This is a genomic window from Achromobacter spanius, from assembly GCF_002966795.1.
GTDB classification, from domain to species: domain Bacteria; phylum Pseudomonadota; class Gammaproteobacteria; order Burkholderiales; family Burkholderiaceae_B; genus Achromobacter; species Achromobacter spanius_D.
Map to the genome: position 1 here is coordinate 1,523,368 of NZ_CP023270.1, position 18,382 is coordinate 1,541,749.

The 18,382-nt window shown below is 62.5% G+C and carries 17 protein-coding genes; 8 read left to right on the top strand and 9 right to left on the bottom strand.

The window, feature by feature from the left end; all coding sequences use genetic code 11:
* The first annotated feature begins 298 nt into the window (after positions 1-298).
* The 7 genes from CLM73_RS06855 (at position 299) to CLM73_RS06885 (ending at position 6,128) form a co-directional block, all read left to right on the top strand.
* Positions 299-1,078, top strand: a complete 780-nt coding sequence (locus tag CLM73_RS06855; RefSeq protein WP_056322083.1) for a GntR family transcriptional regulator — start codon at positions 299-301, stop codon at positions 1,076-1,078.
* A gap of 120 nt (positions 1,079-1,198) precedes the next feature.
* Complete coding sequence (gene sdhC, locus CLM73_RS06860) at positions 1,199-1,612, top strand: succinate dehydrogenase, cytochrome b556 subunit (protein WP_056567860.1); 414 nt, start codon at positions 1,199-1,201, stop codon at positions 1,610-1,612.
* Entirely contained in the window at positions 1,613-1,996 is a 384-nt protein-coding gene (sdhD, locus tag CLM73_RS06865) for a succinate dehydrogenase, hydrophobic membrane anchor protein (protein ID WP_056567857.1), read from the top strand.
* Positions 1,997-1,999: 3 nt separating this feature from the next.
* Entirely contained in the window at positions 2,000-3,778 is a 1,779-nt protein-coding gene (sdhA, locus tag CLM73_RS06870; protein WP_105237845.1) for a succinate dehydrogenase flavoprotein subunit, read from the top strand.
* A gap of 18 nt (positions 3,779-3,796) precedes the next feature.
* Positions 3,797-4,513, top strand: a complete 717-nt coding sequence (locus tag CLM73_RS06875; RefSeq protein WP_105237846.1) for a succinate dehydrogenase iron-sulfur subunit — start codon at positions 3,797-3,799, stop codon at positions 4,511-4,513.
* A 24-nt stretch (positions 4,514-4,537) separates the two neighbouring features.
* A complete protein-coding gene (locus tag CLM73_RS06880; protein WP_056567847.1) occupies positions 4,538-4,798 on the top strand; it encodes a succinate dehydrogenase assembly factor 2 in 261 nt (86 codons plus the stop codon).
* Positions 4,799-4,817: 19 nt separating this feature from the next.
* Positions 4,818-6,128 (top strand): citrate synthase, encoded by a 1,311-nt coding sequence (locus CLM73_RS06885; protein ID WP_006218129.1) that lies wholly within the window; start codon positions 4,818-4,820, stop codon positions 6,126-6,128.
* 100 nt (positions 6,129-6,228) lie between these two features.
* Here the strand turns inward: CLM73_RS06885 and CLM73_RS06890 are convergent, their stop codons facing one another.
* From CLM73_RS06890 to CLM73_RS06925, 8 genes are all read right to left on the bottom strand, one after another.
* Positions 6,229-7,281, bottom strand: a complete 1,053-nt coding sequence (locus tag CLM73_RS06890; RefSeq protein ID WP_105237847.1) for a fimbrial protein — start codon at positions 7,279-7,281, stop codon at positions 6,229-6,231.
* Positions 7,278-9,776 (bottom strand): fimbria/pilus outer membrane usher protein, encoded by a 2,499-nt coding sequence (locus CLM73_RS06895; protein ID WP_234015818.1) that lies wholly within the window; start codon positions 9,774-9,776, stop codon positions 7,278-7,280. Before CLM73_RS06895 ends, CLM73_RS06890 begins: the two co-directional genes overlap by 4 nt.
* 118 nt (positions 9,777-9,894) lie before the next feature.
* A complete protein-coding gene (locus CLM73_RS06900; RefSeq protein WP_105237849.1) occupies positions 9,895-10,632 on the bottom strand; it encodes a fimbria/pilus periplasmic chaperone in 738 nt (245 codons plus the stop codon).
* A gap of 80 nt (positions 10,633-10,712) precedes the next feature.
* Complete coding sequence (locus tag CLM73_RS06905; RefSeq protein WP_105237850.1) at positions 10,713-11,252, bottom strand: fimbrial protein; 540 nt, start codon at positions 11,250-11,252, stop codon at positions 10,713-10,715.
* 221 nt (positions 11,253-11,473) lie between these two features.
* Entirely contained in the window at positions 11,474-12,499 is a 1,026-nt protein-coding gene (locus CLM73_RS06910) for a fimbrial protein (protein WP_158685830.1), read from the bottom strand.
* A 14-nt stretch (positions 12,500-12,513) separates the two neighbouring features.
* A complete protein-coding gene (locus CLM73_RS06915; RefSeq protein WP_105237852.1) occupies positions 12,514-15,078 on the bottom strand; it encodes a fimbria/pilus outer membrane usher protein in 2,565 nt (854 codons plus the stop codon).
* A 138-nt stretch (positions 15,079-15,216) separates the two neighbouring features.
* Entirely contained in the window at positions 15,217-15,954 is a 738-nt protein-coding gene (locus tag CLM73_RS06920) for a fimbria/pilus periplasmic chaperone (RefSeq protein ID WP_105237853.1), read from the bottom strand.
* Between the two features lie 81 nt (positions 15,955-16,035).
* Positions 16,036-16,575, bottom strand: a complete 540-nt coding sequence (locus CLM73_RS06925) for a fimbrial protein (RefSeq protein WP_105237854.1) — start codon at positions 16,573-16,575, stop codon at positions 16,036-16,038.
* A gap of 170 nt (positions 16,576-16,745) precedes the next feature.
* Here CLM73_RS06925 and CLM73_RS06930 point away from each other — a divergent pair, with 170 nt between their 5' ends.
* Positions 16,746-17,858 carry a hypothetical protein gene (locus CLM73_RS06930; protein ID WP_105237855.1) on the top strand — a complete coding sequence of 371 codons (1,113 nt, stop codon included), beginning with the start codon at positions 16,746-16,748 and terminating at the stop codon, positions 17,856-17,858.
* 21 nt (positions 17,859-17,879) lie between these two features.
* Here the strand turns inward: CLM73_RS06930 and CLM73_RS06935 are convergent, their stop codons facing one another.
* A complete protein-coding gene (locus tag CLM73_RS06935) occupies positions 17,880-18,332 on the bottom strand; it encodes a DUF2214 family protein (RefSeq protein WP_105237856.1) in 453 nt (150 codons plus the stop codon).
* Positions 18,333-18,382 lie beyond the last annotated feature (50 nt).

Here is an 18,382-nt window from a genome sequence, read left to right on the forward strand (position 1 = left end):
GGCGCGGTAACAAGCGGCCGCAAGGGGCGCTGCGCGTCGCGCGGACAGCTTTGAATCCTAGATCGAATTAACGTAAGCGTCAATTGATCTTCTATCTTATATAAGACATAAGACGTTGGACAGCTCGCCTCCCGATATGCCACAATAGAGCGTTTATTCGAATGCGCCGCGGCCTACCGGGCCGCGCGCCTGTATCAAGCCATAAGGCCGGCGGCAGCAGCGCATACGGATGAGTTTGCATCCCTTTGGCGCTGCCTTCTCATTCATCCGGATAAACATGACACTTTCAAGAAGATCCATGGCAGAGCCTCGGCCCGAAACCTCCTTACGCAATCGCGCCGCCCGTCCAACGGGCGAGGGAGCCGCTTTCAGTCCGCTCTACCGCCAGATCAAGGATCTGCTTGTCCAAAGCCTCGAGCGCGGCGAATGGAAGCCCGGCGAGCTCATCCCCAGCGAAATCGATCTGGCCGCCCGTTTTCAGGTGAGCCAGGGCACGGTGCGCAAGGCGGTCGATGAGCTGGCAGCCGAGCACATGCTGCTGCGCCGCCAAGGCAAGGGCACTTTTGTCGCCACCCACCACGAAGCCCGCGTGCGCTACCGCTTTCTGCGCCTGGCCCCTGATGAAGAGGGCGAGGCCGGCCGCGCCGAAAGCCGCATCCTGGAATGCCGCCGCACCCGCGCGCCCGCCGAGATCGCCCGCGCGCTCGACCTGCGCGCCGGCGAGACCGTCGTCATGATCCGCCGTCTGCTGTCCATGGGGCAGACACCGACCGTGCTGGACGACATCTGGCTCCCTGGCTCCATTTTCCGAGGTCTCACCCTTGAGCTGCTGACCGCCAACAAGGCGCCGCTCTATGGCCTGTTTGAATCCGAATTCGGCGTCAGCATGGTGCGCGCGGACGAGAAGCTGCGCGCGGTCGCCGCGCCGGCCGAAGTCTGTACGCTGCTTAATGTTGCCGCCGGAACGCCGTTGTTGCAGGTAGACCGAGTGTCCTACACGTACGGTGACCGCCCCATGGAAATTCGCCGGGGGTTGTACTTGACCGATCGATACCACTACCGCAATAGCCTGAATTGATGAGCTTTTTACCTACGATTTGATACCAACCCGTCTCTGGGCGAAAATACCGCGTTTGCCCGCAAGGGCCGCGGCAATTTAGCCGTAACGATTCCCTAGTTCCGAAACACCGAGGCCGTCATGTCCGACACCGCTGCCAAGCCACGTCCGCAGTTTCGCAATATTGGTATTGCGCAACTTGCCAGTTACCGCCTGCCCCTGGCCGGCAAGCTGTCCATTCTGCACCGCGTCAGCGGCGCGTTGTTGTTCCTCTGTCTTCCCTTGGTCATCCTGCCGTTGTTCGCGGCCAGCGTGGCCGCTCCGCAGACGTTCGCCGCCGTGGCCGCGTACGCCGGCAATCCGATCGTCAAGCTCGTTTTCCTCGTCCTCGTCTGGGGCTACCTGCATCACTTCTGTGCGGGCATCCGGTACCTGCTCCTGGATCTGCACATCGGCATCGACAAGCAGTCCTCCAAGAAGAGCGCCGGCGTTGTGTTCGGCGTCAGCCTCGCGCTGACCCTGGTGTTCGCTCTCAAACTGTTCGGAGTGCTGTAAATGGCCGCCGCTAAAAACTACGGACCCAAGCGCCTGGTCGTCGGCGCCCACTATGGCGTCATGGATTTCATCATCCAGCGCATCACCGCCGTCATCATGGCCGTGTACACGCTGGTGCTGCTCATCGGCATCCTGATGATGCCGGCCTTCACGTACGAACACTGGACCGCGCTGTTCAATTTCTACGTGGGCGTTCTTCCGGTTGGCCAGATCCTGGCCACCCTTGCATTCATTGCGCTGGCCTGGCATGCCTGGATTGGCGTGCGCGACATCTGGATGGACTACGTCAAGTCGGTGGGCGTGCGCCTGCTGCTGCAAGTGCTGACGATCCTCTGGCTGGTCGGTTCGGTCGTTTACTTCGCGCAAATCCTCTGGAGCATTTAAGCCGTGGTCTCTGTCATGAAATCCTTGCCGCGCCGCCAGTTTGATGTGGTGGTCGTTGGCGCCGGCGGAGCCGGCATGCGTTGTTCGCTGCAACTGTCCCAAGCGGGGCTGTCCGTTGCGGTGCTCTCCAAAGTGTTCCCCACGCGTTCGCACACCGTTGCCGCACAAGGCGGCGTGAGCGCCTCGCTGGGCAACATGAGCGAAGACAACTGGTACTGGCACATGTACGACACCGTCAAGGGTTCGGACTGGCTGGGCGACCAGGACGCCATCGAATTCATGTGCCGTGAAGCGCCGAACGCCGTGTACGAGCTCGAGCACTTCGGCATGCCGTTCGACCGCAACCCCGACGGCACGATCTACCAGCGTCCGTTCGGCGGCCACACCGCCAACTTCGGCGAAAAGCCGGTCCAGCGCGCCTGTGCCGCTGCCGACCGTACCGGCCACGCCCTGCTGCACACCCTCTACCAGCGCAACGTTGCCGCGCGCACCCAGTTCTTCGTCGAATGGATGGCGCTGGACCTGCTGCGCAACGAAGCCGGCGACGTCGTGGGCGTGACCGCCCTCGAAATGGAAACGGGCGAAATCTACATCCTGGAAGCCAAGACCACGGTGCTGGCCACCGGCGGCGCGGGCCGCATCTGGGCCGCTTCCACCAACGCGTTCATCAACACCGGCGACGGCCTGGGCATGGCTGCCCGTGCCGGCATCCCGCTGCAAGACATGGAATTCTGGCAGTTCCACCCGACCGGCGTGGCCGGCGCGGGCGTGCTGATCACGGAAGGCGTGCGCGGCGAAGGCGGCATCCTCTTGAACAAGGATGGCGAGCGCTTCATGGAGCGCTATGCGCCCACGCTGAAGGATCTGGCGCCGCGTGACTTCGTGTCGCGCTCGATGGACCAGGAAATCAAGGAAGGCCGCGGTTGCGGTCCGGACGGCAGCTACGTCGTGCTCAAGCTCGACCACCTGGGCGCCGACGTCATCAACAAGCGTCTGCCCTCGATCCGCGAAATCGCCATCAAGTTCGGCAACGTGGACCCGATCAAGGAACCGATCCCCGTCGTTCCGACCATCCACTACCAGATGGGCGGCATTCCGGCCAACTACCACGGCCAGGTGCTGACGCGCGAAAACGGCGAGAACAAGATCGTCAACGGCCTGTACGCCATCGGCGAGTGCGCCGCGGTGTCGGTCCACGGCGCAAACCGCCTGGGCACGAACTCGCTGCTTGACCTGATCGTGTTCGGCCGCGCCACCGGCAACCACATCGTGAACTCGCATCCGGAACGCCAGCGCGCGCACCAGGATCTGCCGCAACAGGCCGTCGAGTTCTCGCTGGATCGCGTCAACAAGCTGGAATCGCGCACGTCCGGCGAAAAGACGCAAGACATCGGCAACGCCATCCGCTTCTCGATGCAGCGCCACTGCGGCGTGTTCCGCACGCTGGAACTGCTGAACGAAGGCGTGACCCAGATCGAAGATCTGGCCAAGCAAGCCGACAGCATCTACTTCAAGGACAAGTCCAAGGTGTTCAACACCGCCCGCGTCGAGGCGCTGGAACTGGCGAACATGACTGAAGTGGCCCGCGCCACGATCAAGTCGGCCGCCGCCCGCACCGAAAGCCGCGGCGCGCACGCGCTGGACGACCACCCGACGCGCGACGACGAGAACTGGCTGAAGCACACGCTGTGGTACTCCGAAGGCAGCCGCCTGGATTACAAGCCTGTTCAGATGAAGCCGCTGACGGTCGAGTCCTTCCCGCCCAAGGCGCGTACCTTCTAAGTCCGGATTGAGCCTACTATGAGCAACAAGAGAATCGTCAAGTTCGAAATCTACCGCTACGATCCGGACAAGGACGAGCGTCCCTACATGCAGAAGCTGGACGTCGAACTCCAGCCCACCGACAAGATGCTGCTCGATGCGCTGGTGCGCATCAAGAACGACGTCGATGACAGCCTGGCCCTGCGCCGCTCGTGCCGTGAAGGCGTGTGCGGTTCCGACGCCATGAACATCAACGGCAAGAACGGTCTGGCCTGCACGACGAACCTGCGCGAACTGAAGGAACCGATCGTCCTGCGTCCGCTGCCCGGCCTGCCGGTCATCCGCGACCTGATCGTGGACATGACGCACTTCTTCAACCAGTACCACTCGATCCGCCCGTACCTCATCAACGACACGCCGCCGCCCGAAAAAGAGCGTCTGCAGTCGCCCGAGGCGCGCGAAGAGCTGGACGGTCTGTACGAGTGCATCCTGTGCGCGTGCTGTTCCACTTCCTGCCCGTCGTTCTGGTGGAATCCGGACAAGTTCGTCGGCCCGGCCGGCCTGCTGCAAGCCTACCGCTTCATCGCCGACAGCCGCGACGAAGCCACCGGCGATCGCCTGGACAACCTGGAAGATCCGTACCGTCTGTTCCGTTGCCACACGATCATGAACTGCGTCGACGTCTGTCCCAAGGGACTGAACCCGACCAAGGCGATCGGCAAGATCAAGGAACTGATGGTCCGCCGCACGGTCTAGTTTTTGTGTATTTGAGGTGTAGCAATGAGCAGGCTGACTGAACTGGAGCGGGCGCGACTGCGTTGGCGGGCGCGCCGCGGCCTGCTCGAAAACGACTTGATCATCACCCGGTATCTGGATGCCCACGAGGCTGAACTTACCGATGATGATGTGGCCGCATTGACCCAGCTTTTCGAGATGGGAGACAACGATCTTCTCGATCTGCTGCTGGCCCGTAAGGAACTCGAAGGCGAGCTGGATACACCCAGGCTTCGAGGCATTATTGGCCAGATGCGCGCGCTCTGATTAATTGAGAGGAATAAACATGAACCTGTCTGACAAAAAAGCCACTCTGTCCTTCTCGGATGGCAGCGCACCCATTGAGTTCCCTGTCTACAAGGGCACGGTCGGTCCGGATGTGATCGACATCCGCAAGCTTTACGGCCAGACGGGCATGTTCACGTTTGACCCCGGCTTCATGTCGACGGCTGCCTGCGAATCGGGCATCACGTACATTGACGGCGACAAGGGCGAACTGCTGTACCGCGGCTACCCGATCGAACAGCTGGCCGTGAACTGCGACTTCATGGACATTTGCTACCTGATCCTGAACGGCGAACTGCCCAACCAGGAACAGAAGGCCGATTTCGACTCGCAAGTGACCCATCACACGATGGTCAACGAGCAGCTGCATTTCTTCCTGCGTGGTTTCCGCCGCGACGCCCACCCGATGGCCGTCCTGACGGGTCTGGTTGGCGCGCTGTCCGCGTTCTACCACGACTCCACCGACATCACGAACCCGCAGCATCGCCACATCTCGGCCATCCGCCTGATCGCCAAGATGCCGACGCTGGTTGCGATGGCGTACAAGTACTCGCAAGGCCAACCGTTCATCTACCCGCAGAACGACCTGTCCTACACGGGCAACTTCCTGCGCATGATGTTCGCCACGCCGTGCGAAGACTACAAGGTCAATGAAGTCGTCGAGCGCGCGCTGGACCGCATCTTCATCCTGCACGCTGACCACGAGCAAAACGCCTCCACCTCGACCGTGCGCCTGTGCGGTTCGTCGGGCACCAACCCGTTCGCCGCGATCTCGGCTGGCGTGGCTTGCCTGTGGGGCCCGGCTCACGGCGGCGCCAACGAAGCTTGCCTGCAGATGCTCGAAGAACTGCAAGCCAACGGCGGCATCGACAAGGTCGGCGAGTTCATGGAGAAGGTCAAGGACAAGAACTCGGGCGTGCGCCTGATGGGCTTTGGCCACCGTGTCTACAAGAACTACGACCCGCGCGCCAAGCTGATGCAGGAAACCTGCAAGGAAGTGCTCTCGGCCCTGGGCCTGGAAAACGACCCGCTGTTCAAGCTGGCCATGGAACTGGAACGCATCGCCCTGTCGGATCCGTACTTCGTCCAGCGCAAGCTGTACCCGAACGTGGACTTCTACTCGGGTATCGTCCAGCGCGCCATCGGCATCCCGACCTCGCTGTTCACGGCCATCTTCGCGCTGGCCCGCACGGTGGGCTGGATCGCCCAGTGGAACGAAATGCTGTCGGATCCCGACTACAAGATCGGCCGTCCGCGCCAGCTGTTCACCGGTTCGGTCACGCGCGACGTGCCCCCGATGGACAAGCGTTAATCAGCAACGCATAACGGAAGGCACCCCCCTTCCGGCAAAACGCCAGTCAGCCCAGCGCTGACTGGCTTTTTTTTGGCCAGCGACGAAGTGTCGCTTGCCGTCACAGGTAGCTCATCGTGAAGGTCACCGCCGAGGTTGCGGAGCCGGGCGTGATCGTGTCGCCGGTTTGACGGTATCTGGCCCGAAAGGGGATCTTGAAGTTGCCTCCCGTCGCCCCGTTGTATCCGGAAAATGGCCGCTTCGTGCCCAGGAGAGCCGGATTTCCGTCGCCATCGAGCAATTGGATACCGATGCCCGCAGCCGAAGAGCTGCCATCCAGATCTACCACCGCGTTGGCGTTGTCCACGATCGGCGTGACGGCGTCAATCTGGTAGTGGATGGCTTTCAATCCCGATGGGCAGTTGTTCAACGAAATTTCGAATGGGGCGGCTTTAATGGACGACCCTTTGCCTGAGAAGTCCGAAACCTTGGGTAAGCCAAGGAATACGGAGACGTCGGAGGTGGAACAAGCCTGAGAACGGACCGACATTCCCGTGATGAACACATTGATCATCGCCGCGCCTGGCAACAGCACCGGATGGTCGCTGCCTAGCGGTTGATGAACTGACCGCGCCCCGGCGATCCTTGTTTGCGGCAATGTGCCGGCGGCGATAGGTCCGGTTTGTACGAACATGACGCGCAACTGTCCACCGTTGGAGACGTCGCCTTGCCCATTGCATGCCCTTGCACGCCAGGTATTGTTGGGCAATGGTCCGTAGCCTCCATCTGTCCACCCGCAGGTGTGGGCATAGGACTGCCCACCGACGATGACTCCTATGCCATTGACGCCTGTCGCGTAGACGTTGTAGAGCTTGCCGTCGACCACCTTGGTTTGGCCGGTGGCAGATAGGGACACGTTCATTCCTATCCCCGTGCTGGTACCGTCGGATGCGGTGCAGTTGTACCAATTTGTCGACGCCTCGGATTCGTGCCATCCGGACAGGGGTGTGCCGGGGGCTGCATCTCGCGGAGAAGAAATGGGTGCCAGGGTGTCGATGACGATCGCGCTTATCGTCGGACTGCAGGTCGCCGCGGCCCAGGTAGTGGCTGGCCCCAATCCTGCAAGCAGAACAAGCGCGGCATGGAGTTGGAATTTCTTGATCGACGTTTTCATCGTGAATGCCTGGCTATTGTGGTTGGATCTGGCGCTTCGCACACCAGGTCGCTGATCTGCAGCAGGGATGCGTCCACCACCGGACGCTGCGCCGGAAACGTGTAATCGAACGTGCACGCTTGGGCATCGCCCGCGCCCCACTTGACGGTCAAGGTGCCGCTGTCGGATTTCAGTCCGCGCGCCAGGATGCGGCCCCCTTGCGCCACGACGCCGACACGCGTCCCCGCCGCGTCCAGGACGTCGGCGCCAAAGGGCAGGGCAACGCCATTGCTCGAAACCACCGTCAGCAATGCCGCATTTCCCGTGTCTTCGGTCTCGAAACTCAAGCGGACCACCGCACCGGCTGTGGGCGCCACGTGCTGATCGGTCGCTTTGAGCTCGATATTCAAGGGCAGGCCCTTGGGATCGAGCTCGATGCTGTTTCTGGCATAGGGCATCAGGGTCGATATCACCGCCCGGCCCGAGGCGTCCAGACGCAATCCGGTGCCGTTGAGCACCCGGGCGCCTGCGGCGTCTTTCGCCTCGACGATAGCGAGCGTTTCGCCGGCGGTTGGCGTGAACACGACGCCGCCGCCGTAAGCGACGATGCCTCCGGAAATGCCCACGCCCTGTTGCGAGTAGTTTGGACTGGTGCCGGCGCTGGCGGACACTGTGGCGACAGGTGTTATGTAGGCCGCATTGGCTGCTACGTTGGTGTTGGCCAGTCCATGGCGCGTCGTGCTGCGGCCGGCGCTTAAGCCATAGTTGAATTCGTTATGGGCGCCCAGGCTTCCGGCGATGGATTGCTGGATATTGCCCGATCCATCCGAGCCTCTTTGCAGGCTGGTCGAGGCGTAGAGATGGTTTCGTCCATGGCCGAGCGGAATGCCCAGATTGAGCATGATCTGATTGTTCCACTCCTGCATGCCCACATTGAGCTGGCGAGACACTGAAACGCCGTAGTTCACGCTCTTGTAGCTATTGCTGTAGCCGGCCTGAATCTGCGTGTCGCGGCCCGGTTGATCCCAGTAGTTCTGGGTTGATCCGCTGAAATGAAGAGATCCGTAGCCGGGAGGCAGGCTTTGGTTGATCGTCGCCTGCAGGCGCCCGCGCTGCGTCGCGTACTGGTCGGGGCTTGGTAGCTGCGCATGCGGGGATCTCCGCGCCATTGCATCTGCCAGGCTCAGGTAGCCTCGGCTGGAATAGCGGTAGGCGGCAAGCGTGACGCTGGTCCTGGTGGGTTCAAGAAACTTGGAATAGCTCAGCCTGACGCTTTGCCCATTACGGTTTTCCTCTTTGGGAAGGCGCGTGGCCGCCTGCGTGATATCCAGCCCGAATGCGCCGAAGGCTGTATTCAGCGCCGCGCCACCCAATACGGCGCCGTAGCCTTGCGCAGCGGTCAGTCCGCCGTACGCCGTCACGAGATTGCTGATGCCATGCTGCACCGTCGCCTGCGCCATCCAGGGCCGATCCAGGGACTGAGGATTGCGGTACTGGCCCGCCGTAACGCTGTATCGGGTAACGCCGGGACGCAAGGAATTCACTGCGCCGGAGAAAGGGACCCTGGACACCAGGACGCGGCCATCGGCTTCGTTGACGACGACTTCCAGGTCGCCGCCGTATCCAGTGGCATAGAGGTCGTCAATGATGAATGCGCCGGGCGCGACCGTCGTTTCGTGGATGATGTTGCCGTTCTGACGGATCTGGACGCGCGCGTTGGTGCTTGCGATCCCGCGGATGGTCGGTGCAAAGCCGCGCTGCGAGTCCGGGTACATGCGATCGTCGCTGGATAGCTGCACGCCACGAAACCCGACGCTGTCGAAGGTGGACCCATCCGTAAACGCGTCGCCGATGATCAACTGGCTTTTGATGCTGGTCAAATTGCGCCGCAGGTTGGTCTGCACGCTTTGATACCGGGTGCCCATCTCGCTGCCATGGGTCACATTACCGGTGTGCCGAAACCGCCAGGCGCCGATGTTCGCGCCTGCATTCAGCCCCGCGTAGCCCTGTGTGGTGGTCGTTTGGTAGGAACGTGATTGGTAGAAGTTTGCGTTGTAATTGAACAGCGCTGCAGTGATGCCTTCATCCCAATGCGCTGGGTCCACAGAACCACGCCCCTGCCGGTGCAGCGACGCTTGCGGGACCCTCATGTTGACGCGCTGTTCACCGACATCGACGTCGGCGCGGGCGTCCTTGACGAGGTCTGATATTGCAATACAGTGCCCACTGTCCAACCGCGCGGTAATGCTGGCGTCCACCTTGCTCAGGTCGATCCCCACGTGTTCAGTAAGCGCCTGGTCGAAACACGGCTGCATCCATGCCAAGCCTGACGAAGGCCTGCCAATGCGCACGTCATATCGCCCCAGCCAGCGGTCGTTGACCAGCACATCAAGACGGTGGATTCCCGGTGTCAGGCTGTTCGATCGCGCAAACTGGCGCACGTCCACGCTGGAACCCTTCAGAAAGGTGTCATTGAACTCCACCTCGGTGTCCAGCGCCGCAAGCTCGGAACCCATTGCGTAGGCAGATGTGCCGAGCAAGCCAAGCGTAATTGCGGCAAGTCCAAATCGCGCCATTGTCGAGGAACCCATCATTTCTGGAACGTGCGCGAGCGGCCGCGGTGTAGTCGGCGGATCAGGTAGGCGCGAGGGCTCGTGTGCCCGTGACGGCACCGCCGTAGTCGTTCAAGTAGCGGTATACGACTTCGGTGTGCGTTCCCGGAGCAACGTCGCCTGACAGGGGCAGTGCTTTGGTCTCGCCAGGCGCCAACATGTCGCCCTCGGTGAATGTCGCCCGCTTGCCCCCGCCGACGACATCGATTTCGACGAAGGTGATGTGATAAGGCGTGGGATTGGTGGCTTCGACGGCGCTGTGCGAGCCGGATTTGACGAGACGCCAGGTGACCTGCGCCGGTGCGTCATCCGCCTTGCCTTCGAGTCCTGCGGGACGATAAAACAGCTTGATGCGAGAGCGAAAAGCCATCTGCAGCAGGTTATGGCCGTTCTTGTCTTTGGGGGGAATCTCCAGCACGTTGAGCCAGTACAGGGACTCCTTGTGTTGAGCCATTGCTTCGCCTGTATGCATCAGACGCAGCGTCTGGCCCTTGCCCTGGTCAATGCGGGTGACGGGGGGAGTGACGATGAACGGCACATGAATGGAACCCGGCGCGGCCGTGCTGTCCCCCGTGTCGATCCAGGTTTGCGTGAGCGCGGGCTGCGCGCCCTCGTTCTTCAGTCTGACGTTGACTTCAGCTTGCCCGGCTTCATAAATAATTCGAGTACCACCGATGACGACGGATGCAGCGGTTGGCGAGGCAGCGACCATACAGGCAGCGAAGGCCCCTGCCGCAAGAATTACTTGGAACGTGCTCATGGAATTTCTCGGACTGTAGGCGGCGTCTTGATTACTGATCCGGGTGGCTTCAAGACATGTCGAAGGCGGCGCTTCCAGAGTTACTGATAGACGATGGTGTACTTGGCGGTTGCGGTGACCGTGCCGGGGCTGGCCTGTCCGGTCGCAAAATACTGCGCGATGTACCTGAGCGTTGCCTCGCCGCTGGCCAGGACGATGGACTTGGAGTTTTGGGAGCCGTCGGCAACGGTGACGTTGATGGCGGATTCATCGCTGTTCAGAAGGCGGACTTCAACATTGCCGGCCCCGCCGGCGGCGGTGGTGAGATTGCCCGTGACGGTGTTGCCATTGGCGCCGGGTTCGAAGTGGACGCGAACCGTGCCCGTGTTCGGGGTGCAAGCCGACAGACGAATGACGAACGGGGTGTTACCCGCGGTCTGGCCTTGCGAGATCAAGGAGTCGACGCCGACCGTAGGCAGAAGGACGTTGAAGCTTTGGCTGCCGGTGCTGTTGCCATTGATCGTGCAGGTGTTGGCAGACACGGCGCCGGTAAAAGTGATTGTGCCGTCGATTGCGAATGCCGGCTGCGAAAGCGAAGCGAGGAATCCAAAGGCCATCGCAACACACATCTTGGATTTCATAATTGGGGGAGCCGAAAGAGTTGAGAGGCGGGTGCCGACGGTGCTTTCGGAGGTGAAGGCGGCCTTTGTCGACAGGGGTGATTACAGTCCCTCCGGCATGCGCTGTCTTTAGTAGGATTTTGATAGTTGGGCAGCGGGCAATTCCGCCGAAAGCATCGCAGCCGTGATTCCGATACCGCTGCCCGGCACCCGCATGTTCGTTGGTGTGGGGAGGCTGGCGGCTACAGGTAGTTCATCGTGAACGTCACCGCCGAGTTGGCCGAGCCGGGCGTGACCTTGTCGCCGACCTGACGGTAGCTCGCCCGAAAGGGGATCTTGAAGCTGCCACCCGCCGCGCCGTTGTAACCGGCAAACGGCAGCATCGTGCCCAGCACCGCGGGATTTCCGTTGGCGTCCAGCAACTGGACGCCGACGCCCGTGGCCGTTGAATTCGCGTCCAGGCCGACGACCGCGTTTGCGGCGTCCACGATGGGAGTGACGGCGTCGATCTGGTAGTGGATGGCGCTCATTCCGGCCGGGCAGCCATTCAACGATATATCGAATGGAACAAGCTGACTGGACGAACCCTTGCCCGTGAAGACCGACGCCTTGGGGGAACCGAGAGATACAGAAACGTCGGGCGTGGTGCAGGCTTGCGACATCAACAGCGTCGGCATGGTGACGAACTTGATTTCGAGGCTCAGATTTGGGACGGGGCTGCCCCCTTCCTGATTCGATATCGATACCGCCGACGCAATAGTCAACGGTGAAGTAATGCCGGTGGCCACCGGTCCGGTTTTGATGTACATCGCGCGAAGCTGACCGCCGTTGGTGACGGCGCCTGCTGTGTTGCATCCAACCCCTCGCCAATTCTGGTTGAAGGCCTGGAACGCTCCCCACCCGCAGCCGTTGGTGTAGGCACGCCCGCCGATGATGATGCCGAGGCCATCTACGCCAGTCGCGAAGACGTCGTAGGTGATTCCGTCGACCACCTTCGTCTGGCCTGCGCTGGGAATGAGCGCGCGCATACCCGTTCCCGTGCCGCCGCCCTGAGAAACGGTGCAATTGAACCAGTTAGTGGTGGCGTCGGTTGTCAGCCAGCCGGTGAGGGCCGTGCCAATGACCGCATCCCGAGGTACCGTGATGTGGGGCGGCGTGTCCACCGAAACCGAGCTTGTCGTCTGGGTGCAGGTCGCGGAGGCCCACGAGGTGGTGGAGCCCAGCAGGGCAAGCAGCCCCGTCGCAGCAAGCAGGATGGTCTTTTTCATCAATGGTCTCGTCATTAGTTTTTGGCTATCCGGGTGGGCGCCGGCCCCTCGCAGAGCAGTCCGCTAGCCTGAGGCAGCGATGCATCCTTGGAAGGCTGCGCGGGAAGGGCGTAGTTGAACGTGCAGCTTTCGACACCGTCCGCACCCCACTTCACGGTCAGCGTGCCTTCGGTGGCCTTCAGGCCCCGGGCCAGGATGCGACCGCCTTGCGCCACGACGCCCACGCTGTTTCCGTCCGCGTCCTGCACGTCCGCGCCAAAGGGCAGGGGCTCGCCGTTGCGGGTGGCCACGGTCAGCAGCGCCGCGCTTCCCGTGTTTTCGGTTTCGAAGCTCAGACGCACCACCGCACCTGCGGTGGGCGCCACGTGCTGCTCGGTCGCCTTCAGTTCGACATTCAGCGGCAGGCCCTTGGGGTCGAGCTCGATGCTGTTCTTGGCGTAAGGCGTCAGCGTCGAGACGATCCCGCGGCCCTTGGAGTCCAGGCGCACCCCGCTGTGGTTCAGCACCCGTGCGCCGGCGGCGTCTTTCGCCTCGACAATGGCCACCGTTTCGCCGGCGGACGGCGTCATCACGACGCCGCCGCCATAGGCCACGACGCCGCCGGACAGGCCTGCGCCGTACTGCGTGTAGTTGGAACTGGTGCTGGCGTTGGCAGAGACAGCGGTCACGGGCGTGTTGTACGAGGCGTTCGCCGCGATGTTGGTGTTGGCCGGACCATTGGACGACATGGCGCGCCCGGCGCTGACGCCGTAGTTGAACGCGTTATCGGCGCCGAGCGAGCCCGCCACGGATTGCTGCACGCTGCTCGATCCGTCGGATCCCTTCTGCATGCTGGTCGACGCATAGACCGGGTTCTGATGGCGGCCCAGCGGAATGCCCACGTTGAGCATGACCTGGTTGTCCCACTTCTGGGTGCCCACGTTGAGCTGACGGGTGGCCGAAACGCTGTAGTTCACGCGCTTGTAGCTGTTGCTGTAGCCGGCCTGGATCTGCGTGTCGCGGCCGGGCTTATCCCAGTAATCCTGCGTCGATCCAGTGAAATGGACGGATCCGTAACCCTGCGGCAGGTTCTGGTTGATGGTGGCCTGCAGGCGGCCGCGCTGCGTTCCGTACTGGCCCGCGCCTTGCCCCTGCTCCTGGCGGGATCTCAGTTCCATCGCGTCGGCCATGCTGAGGTAGCCTCGGCTGGAATAGCGGTAGGCGCCCAGCGTGAGGCTCGTGCTGGTGGGCGCCAGAAACTTGGAGTAGCTCAGTTTGACGCTTTGACCGTTGCGGTTCTTTTCCTTGGGCAGGCGCGTGGCCGCCTGGGTGACGTCCAGGCCAAACGCGCCGAAGTCGGTGTTCAGTGCAGCGCCGCCCATTGCCGCGGCGTAGCCCTGCGCCCCGGTCAGGCCGCCGTAGGCGGTCACGAGGTTGTTGATGCCGTGCTGCGCGGTAGCTTGCGCCATCAGGGGCCGATCGGCCGTCTGCGGCGTGCGGTACTGGCCCGCGGTGACGCTGTAGCGGGTCACGCCCGGGCGCAATGAATTCACCGCGCCGGAGAAGGGAACCCGCGAGACCAGGACGCGGCCGTCGGCTTCGTTGACCACCATTTCCAGATCGCCGCCGTATCCCGTGGCATACAGGTCGTCGATGACGAAGGGGCCGGGCGCCACGGTCGTTTCGTAGATGATGTTGCCGTTCTGGCGCACCTGGACGCGCGCGTTGGTGTTGGCGATGCCGCGCAGGGTGGGCGCGAAGCCGCGTTGCGATTCTGGGTACATGCGATCGTCGCTGGACATCTGCACGCCGCGAAAGCCGACGCTGTCGAACGTGGACCCGTCCGTGAATGCGTCGCCGATGACCAGCTGGCTTTTCATGCCGGTGATGTTGCGGCGCAGGTTGGTCTGCACGCTTTGATACTGCAGGCCGCTCTTGCTGCCCTTCGTTGCGTTGCCGGAATGACGGAAGCGCCAGGGGCCCGCGTTCGCGCCTGCATTCAGACCGGCAAAGCTCTGCGTCGACGTCTTGCCGTTGGCGCGCGAGGTGTAGAAGTTGGTGTTGTAGTTCAGTAGCCCGGCTGGCACGCCTTCGTCCCAATGCTTCGGGTCGACGTACCCGCGGCCCTGGCGCACCAGCGACGCCTGGGGCACCGTCACGTTCAGCCGCTGTTCGCCCGCATCGAATTCCGCGCGCGCTTCCTTCACCAGCTCGGCCAGCGCGACGCATTCGTTGCCGGTCAGCCGCGCGGCAAGCGCGGCGTCGATCTTGGTCAGATCGATGCCGACCTGTTCAACCAGCGCCTGGTCGAAACACGCTTGAAGCGGCGCGCTGCCTGACGGCTTGCCGAGGCGCACATCGGAGCGCCCCAGCCAGCGGTCGTTCACCAGCACATCGAGGCGGTAGGTGCCCGGGATGGCGCTGTTCGAGCGAGCGAACTGGCTGACGTCCACGTTCGCCCCGCCCAGAAAGGCATCGTTGAACTCTACGTCCGCATCCAGGGCTGCGAGCTCGGTGCCCGTTGCCCAGGCAGTTGCGCTGAGCAGGCTTAGCGTGATCGCGGCAAGCGCGAAGTGCGGCGTGGTGGCAAGAGGTTTCATGGTGAGGGCGTGCGTGATCAGGCGCGGCGCTGTTGGCTGGCTGATGCCGGCCGTTAGCGCCGCCCCTGCAGGCGTCGAGTAATGGTTTTGGTGCGGACGGCCGGCCGGTCAGTGCGGGCCGGTATCGCTTATGTCGCGCTAGGCGGGACTGAGGGAGCGGGTGCCTTTGACGGCGCCGCCGTGGTCATTCAGGAAGCGGTACGTCACTTCGGCGTTGGCGCCCTGGACAACGTCTCCCACCAGGGGAAGGACCTTCTTTTCACCGGGGGCCAGCATGTCCCCGTCGGTGAACTTGGCGCTCTTGCCGTTGCTGGCCACATTCACTTCGATGAAGGTGACGTGATACGGCGTCGGGTTGGTGGCTTCAATGGCGTTGCGGTTGCCGGACTTGACCAGGCGCCAGCTGACCTGCGAGGGCGCTTCCTCGGCCTTGCCCTGGAGACCGGCGGGCCGATAGAACAGTTTGATCCGCGAGCGGAAGGCCATCTGCAAGAGATTCTGGTTGGCCTTTTCCTTGGGCGGTATTTCCAGCACGTTGAGCCAGAACACGGACTCCTTGTCCTGGACCATCGGTTCGCCCGTGTGCATCAGGCGCAGGGTCTGGCCCTTGCCTTGGTCGATGCGGGTGACGGGCGGGGTCACGATGAACGGGACCTGGATGGATCCGGGCGCCGCCTTGGCATCGCCCTTGTCGATCCAGGCTTGGGTGAGGGCAGGCTGGCTGCCCTCGTTCTTGAGCTTGACGTTGACTTCCGCCTGCCCGGCTTCGTAGATGATTCGAGTGCTGCCAATGACGACGGATGCGGTTGCCGGCGCGGCGGCGAAGATACAACCTGCCAGCGTTCCGGCAGCAAGAACTACGTTGAATGGGTTCATCGGTTTCCTCGGACTATATGTGGGGGTCTTGACTACTGATCCGGGTGGCTTGAAGGCATTGCAAGCGCCAAGCCTGGCGGCTTATTGATAGATGATGGTGTATTTGGCGGTGGCGGTAACGGCGCCGGCGCCAGCCTGGCCGAGCGCGAAGTACTGGGCCAGATAATTGAGCGAGGCTTCGCCGCTGCTCAGGGACACGGCCTTGGAGTTTTGGGCTTCGTCGGCCACGGTGACGTTGATGGGCGTTTCGTCGGCATTCAGGAGGCGGACTTCAACGTTGGTGGCTCCGCCCGCACCGATCGTCAGGTTGCCGGTTGCGGCATTGCCGTTGACGCCGGGTTCGAACAGGGTATGGACCATGCCGGTATCCGGGGTGCATTGCGTCAGGCGGATGGTGAACGGCGTGGTGCCGGCCGTTTTGCCCGCCGCGGTCAGGGCGTCGACGCCGACCGTGGGCATGAGCACGTTGAAGTCCTTGTTGCCGGTGCCGTTGCCGTCGATGGTGCAGGTGTTGGCCGATACCGCGCCGGTGAAATTGATCGTGCCGTCGGCGGCAAACGCCAGTTGCGACGTGGAGGCGAGGGCGCCGATGGTCAGGGCGATGAGGGTGTTGAGTTTCATGATGTAAGTCGGTCAAAAAGTGGCTGAAAAACCATCGCCGACGGTGCTTTTCAGCGGTTAATGGCGTACTTCCCGTCGACAGGTGTGATTACAGCCGGTCCTACAAGTGGAGTCTTTAATAAAATTCTGATAATTCGAAATAGAGCAATTTTGCGGATAGCATCACCGACATGATTCCGATAGCACTTCCCAGCGCCAGTTTTTTCATCTTGCTTACCGCCGGCTTCATCGCCGGACTTTTGTTGCTAGGGTGGGTGCTGGTTTTGGCCGTCAGCCGCGGCGCGCGGCGCACCGTTCGCAAGTATTGGAAGACGTCGGCCTTGCTCTGCGTGGTGCTGCTGGTGCCGTTCAGCTTTTATGCGTGGTTCCAGGCCATGATGTGGCAGCTCGAGCGGGAGATCGAACGCGGCGAAGCGGCACGCAATGTGACGTTGCAGCAGCCCACGACGGTAAGCGGTGTGACGATGCCGGCGGGAACTCGGTTGAAGCTGCAGGACGCAGATAAGCTGGAGACTTACATCGAGGCCAGTTTTCCGCAAGCCGTGCCGATGCTGGGCGTGGAGGCGACCTGGGTGCGGCGTTATCTCGATGCTGAATACGAAAAGGAAACGTACACGCTGTTGGGCAGGCATCCGCGTTCGGTCATCCTGCGCGGCGCCGGCGTGCAGGATGTGCAAGGCTGGCGTTGCGATGCCACGCAGGAGATCAAGTTCGACGTGATGCCTGATGGCGCCATCAAGGCGTTCGAGGAGTGTGTGCTGGCGGACGGCAACCGGACCGCGGGCCTGGAGATCGCGCCGGGCGCCGTGTTGCGCGGGTCGGACGGCACCGTCTATGTCGATGGGTCGCGCGACCCGGATCGTTGGCGGGTGGAAGTCAAGGGCGAGACGGCCGTGCAGGTGTTCGGGCTATATCTGAGCCGGCCCAGCCTCTACCTGGATGCGTCGCGCGACGTGCTGCGGGTCACGGATGCGGAGCTGGCGTGCAGCACGCCGTTTGGCGGCCTGACCTATGCCGCCGGCACGCAATTCAAGACAGCGCGGCGCAAGGCTGCGGGCGAGCGTGAGCCCTACCCGGGCATCCTTGTGTTTTCGCCGTGGAACGGCCAGGCCGCCAAGCGGCCGGGGCATGAGGACGTGCCCGAGGGCACGTCCGTGATGCAGACGTTGCAGGGCGAGGTCATCGACATCGTGGATAACGACGCGGCGGGCGTGATCCGCTTCGACACGTTCATCGTCGATGGCAAGGAGCCGGAACGCCCGGCGCGGGCGCGCTGCCCCTAGCCGCCGGGTTCCGCCGACCCATCAATAGCCGATGCCCCGCGCCATCAGCACCGCGAACAGCGGCAGGAAGATGAACAGGTGCGAGGCGATCATCACCCAGCGGCGCGCGCGTTTGATCTCGGGCAGGGCGGGGACGAAGTCGGGCTGCTGGCGACGTTGCTTTGCCCAGCGCAGGAACGTGAGCGTGGGCGGGATGGAACAGAGCGCGATGACGACGAAGAGCGAGATCTTGGCGTGGAACCAGGGATTGCTCATGTAGAACACGGCGCCCTTGGCGCCCAGCGTCAGCCGCAGCACGCCGGTGACGAGCACCAGGATCGCGGACACGCCGTAGAGGCGGTCGTAGATGATCAGGCGTTTGACGCCGGCCGGCGTCAGGTCGGGCCGCAGCAGAACGGCTTCGGCGGTCAGGACCACCACCAGTACGAAGATCGCCAGGTAATGGAACCAGGCATACATTGCATCGGCCAGCATGTCGTCTCCAGGTAAAGGACAAGCTAGGTTTTACCATCCGCAAAATGAAA

What these genes read in the sequence shown, in the direction of transcription:
- CLM73_RS06855 (WP_056322083.1), top strand. Translation starts at nt 299, where the DNA reads ATGGCAGAGCCTCGGCCCGAAACCTCCTTACGCAATCGCGCCGCCCGT.
- sdhC (WP_056567860.1), top strand. Translation starts at nt 1,199, where the DNA reads ATGTCCGACACCGCTGCCAAGCCACGTCCGCAGTTTCGCAATATTGGT.
- sdhD (WP_056567857.1), top strand. Translation starts at nt 1,613, where the DNA reads ATGGCCGCCGCTAAAAACTACGGACCCAAGCGCCTGGTCGTCGGCGCC.
- CLM73_RS06875 (WP_105237846.1), top strand. Translation starts at nt 3,797, where the DNA reads ATGAGCAACAAGAGAATCGTCAAGTTCGAAATCTACCGCTACGATCCG.
- CLM73_RS06880 (WP_056567847.1), top strand. Translation starts at nt 4,538, where the DNA reads ATGAGCAGGCTGACTGAACTGGAGCGGGCGCGACTGCGTTGGCGGGCG.
- CLM73_RS06885 (WP_006218129.1), top strand. Translation starts at nt 4,818, where the DNA reads ATGAACCTGTCTGACAAAAAAGCCACTCTGTCCTTCTCGGATGGCAGC.
- CLM73_RS06890 (WP_105237847.1), bottom strand. Translation starts at nt 7,281, where the DNA reads ATGAAAACGTCGATCAAGAAATTCCAACTCCATGCCGCGCTTGTTCTG.
- CLM73_RS06895 (WP_234015818.1), bottom strand. Translation starts at nt 9,776, where the DNA reads ATGGGTTCCGAGCTTGCGGCGCTGGACACCGAGGTGGAGTTCAATGAC.
- CLM73_RS06900 (WP_105237849.1), bottom strand. Translation starts at nt 10,632, where the DNA reads ATGAGCACGTTCCAAGTAATTCTTGCGGCAGGGGCCTTCGCTGCCTGT.
- CLM73_RS06905 (WP_105237850.1), bottom strand. Translation starts at nt 11,252, where the DNA reads ATGAAATCCAAGATGTGTGTTGCGATGGCCTTTGGATTCCTCGCTTCG.
- CLM73_RS06910 (WP_158685830.1), bottom strand. Translation starts at nt 12,499, where the DNA reads ATGAAAAAGACCATCCTGCTTGCTGCGACGGGGCTGCTTGCCCTGCTG.
- CLM73_RS06915 (WP_105237852.1), bottom strand. Translation starts at nt 15,078, where the DNA reads ATGAAACCTCTTGCCACCACGCCGCACTTCGCGCTTGCCGCGATCACG.
- CLM73_RS06920 (WP_105237853.1), bottom strand. Translation starts at nt 15,954, where the DNA reads ATGAACCCATTCAACGTAGTTCTTGCTGCCGGAACGCTGGCAGGTTGT.
- CLM73_RS06925 (WP_105237854.1), bottom strand. Translation starts at nt 16,575, where the DNA reads ATGAAACTCAACACCCTCATCGCCCTGACCATCGGCGCCCTCGCCTCC.
- CLM73_RS06930 (WP_105237855.1), top strand. Translation starts at nt 16,746, where the DNA reads ATGATTCCGATAGCACTTCCCAGCGCCAGTTTTTTCATCTTGCTTACC.
- CLM73_RS06935 (WP_105237856.1), bottom strand. Translation starts at nt 18,332, where the DNA reads ATGCTGGCCGATGCAATGTATGCCTGGTTCCATTACCTGGCGATCTTC.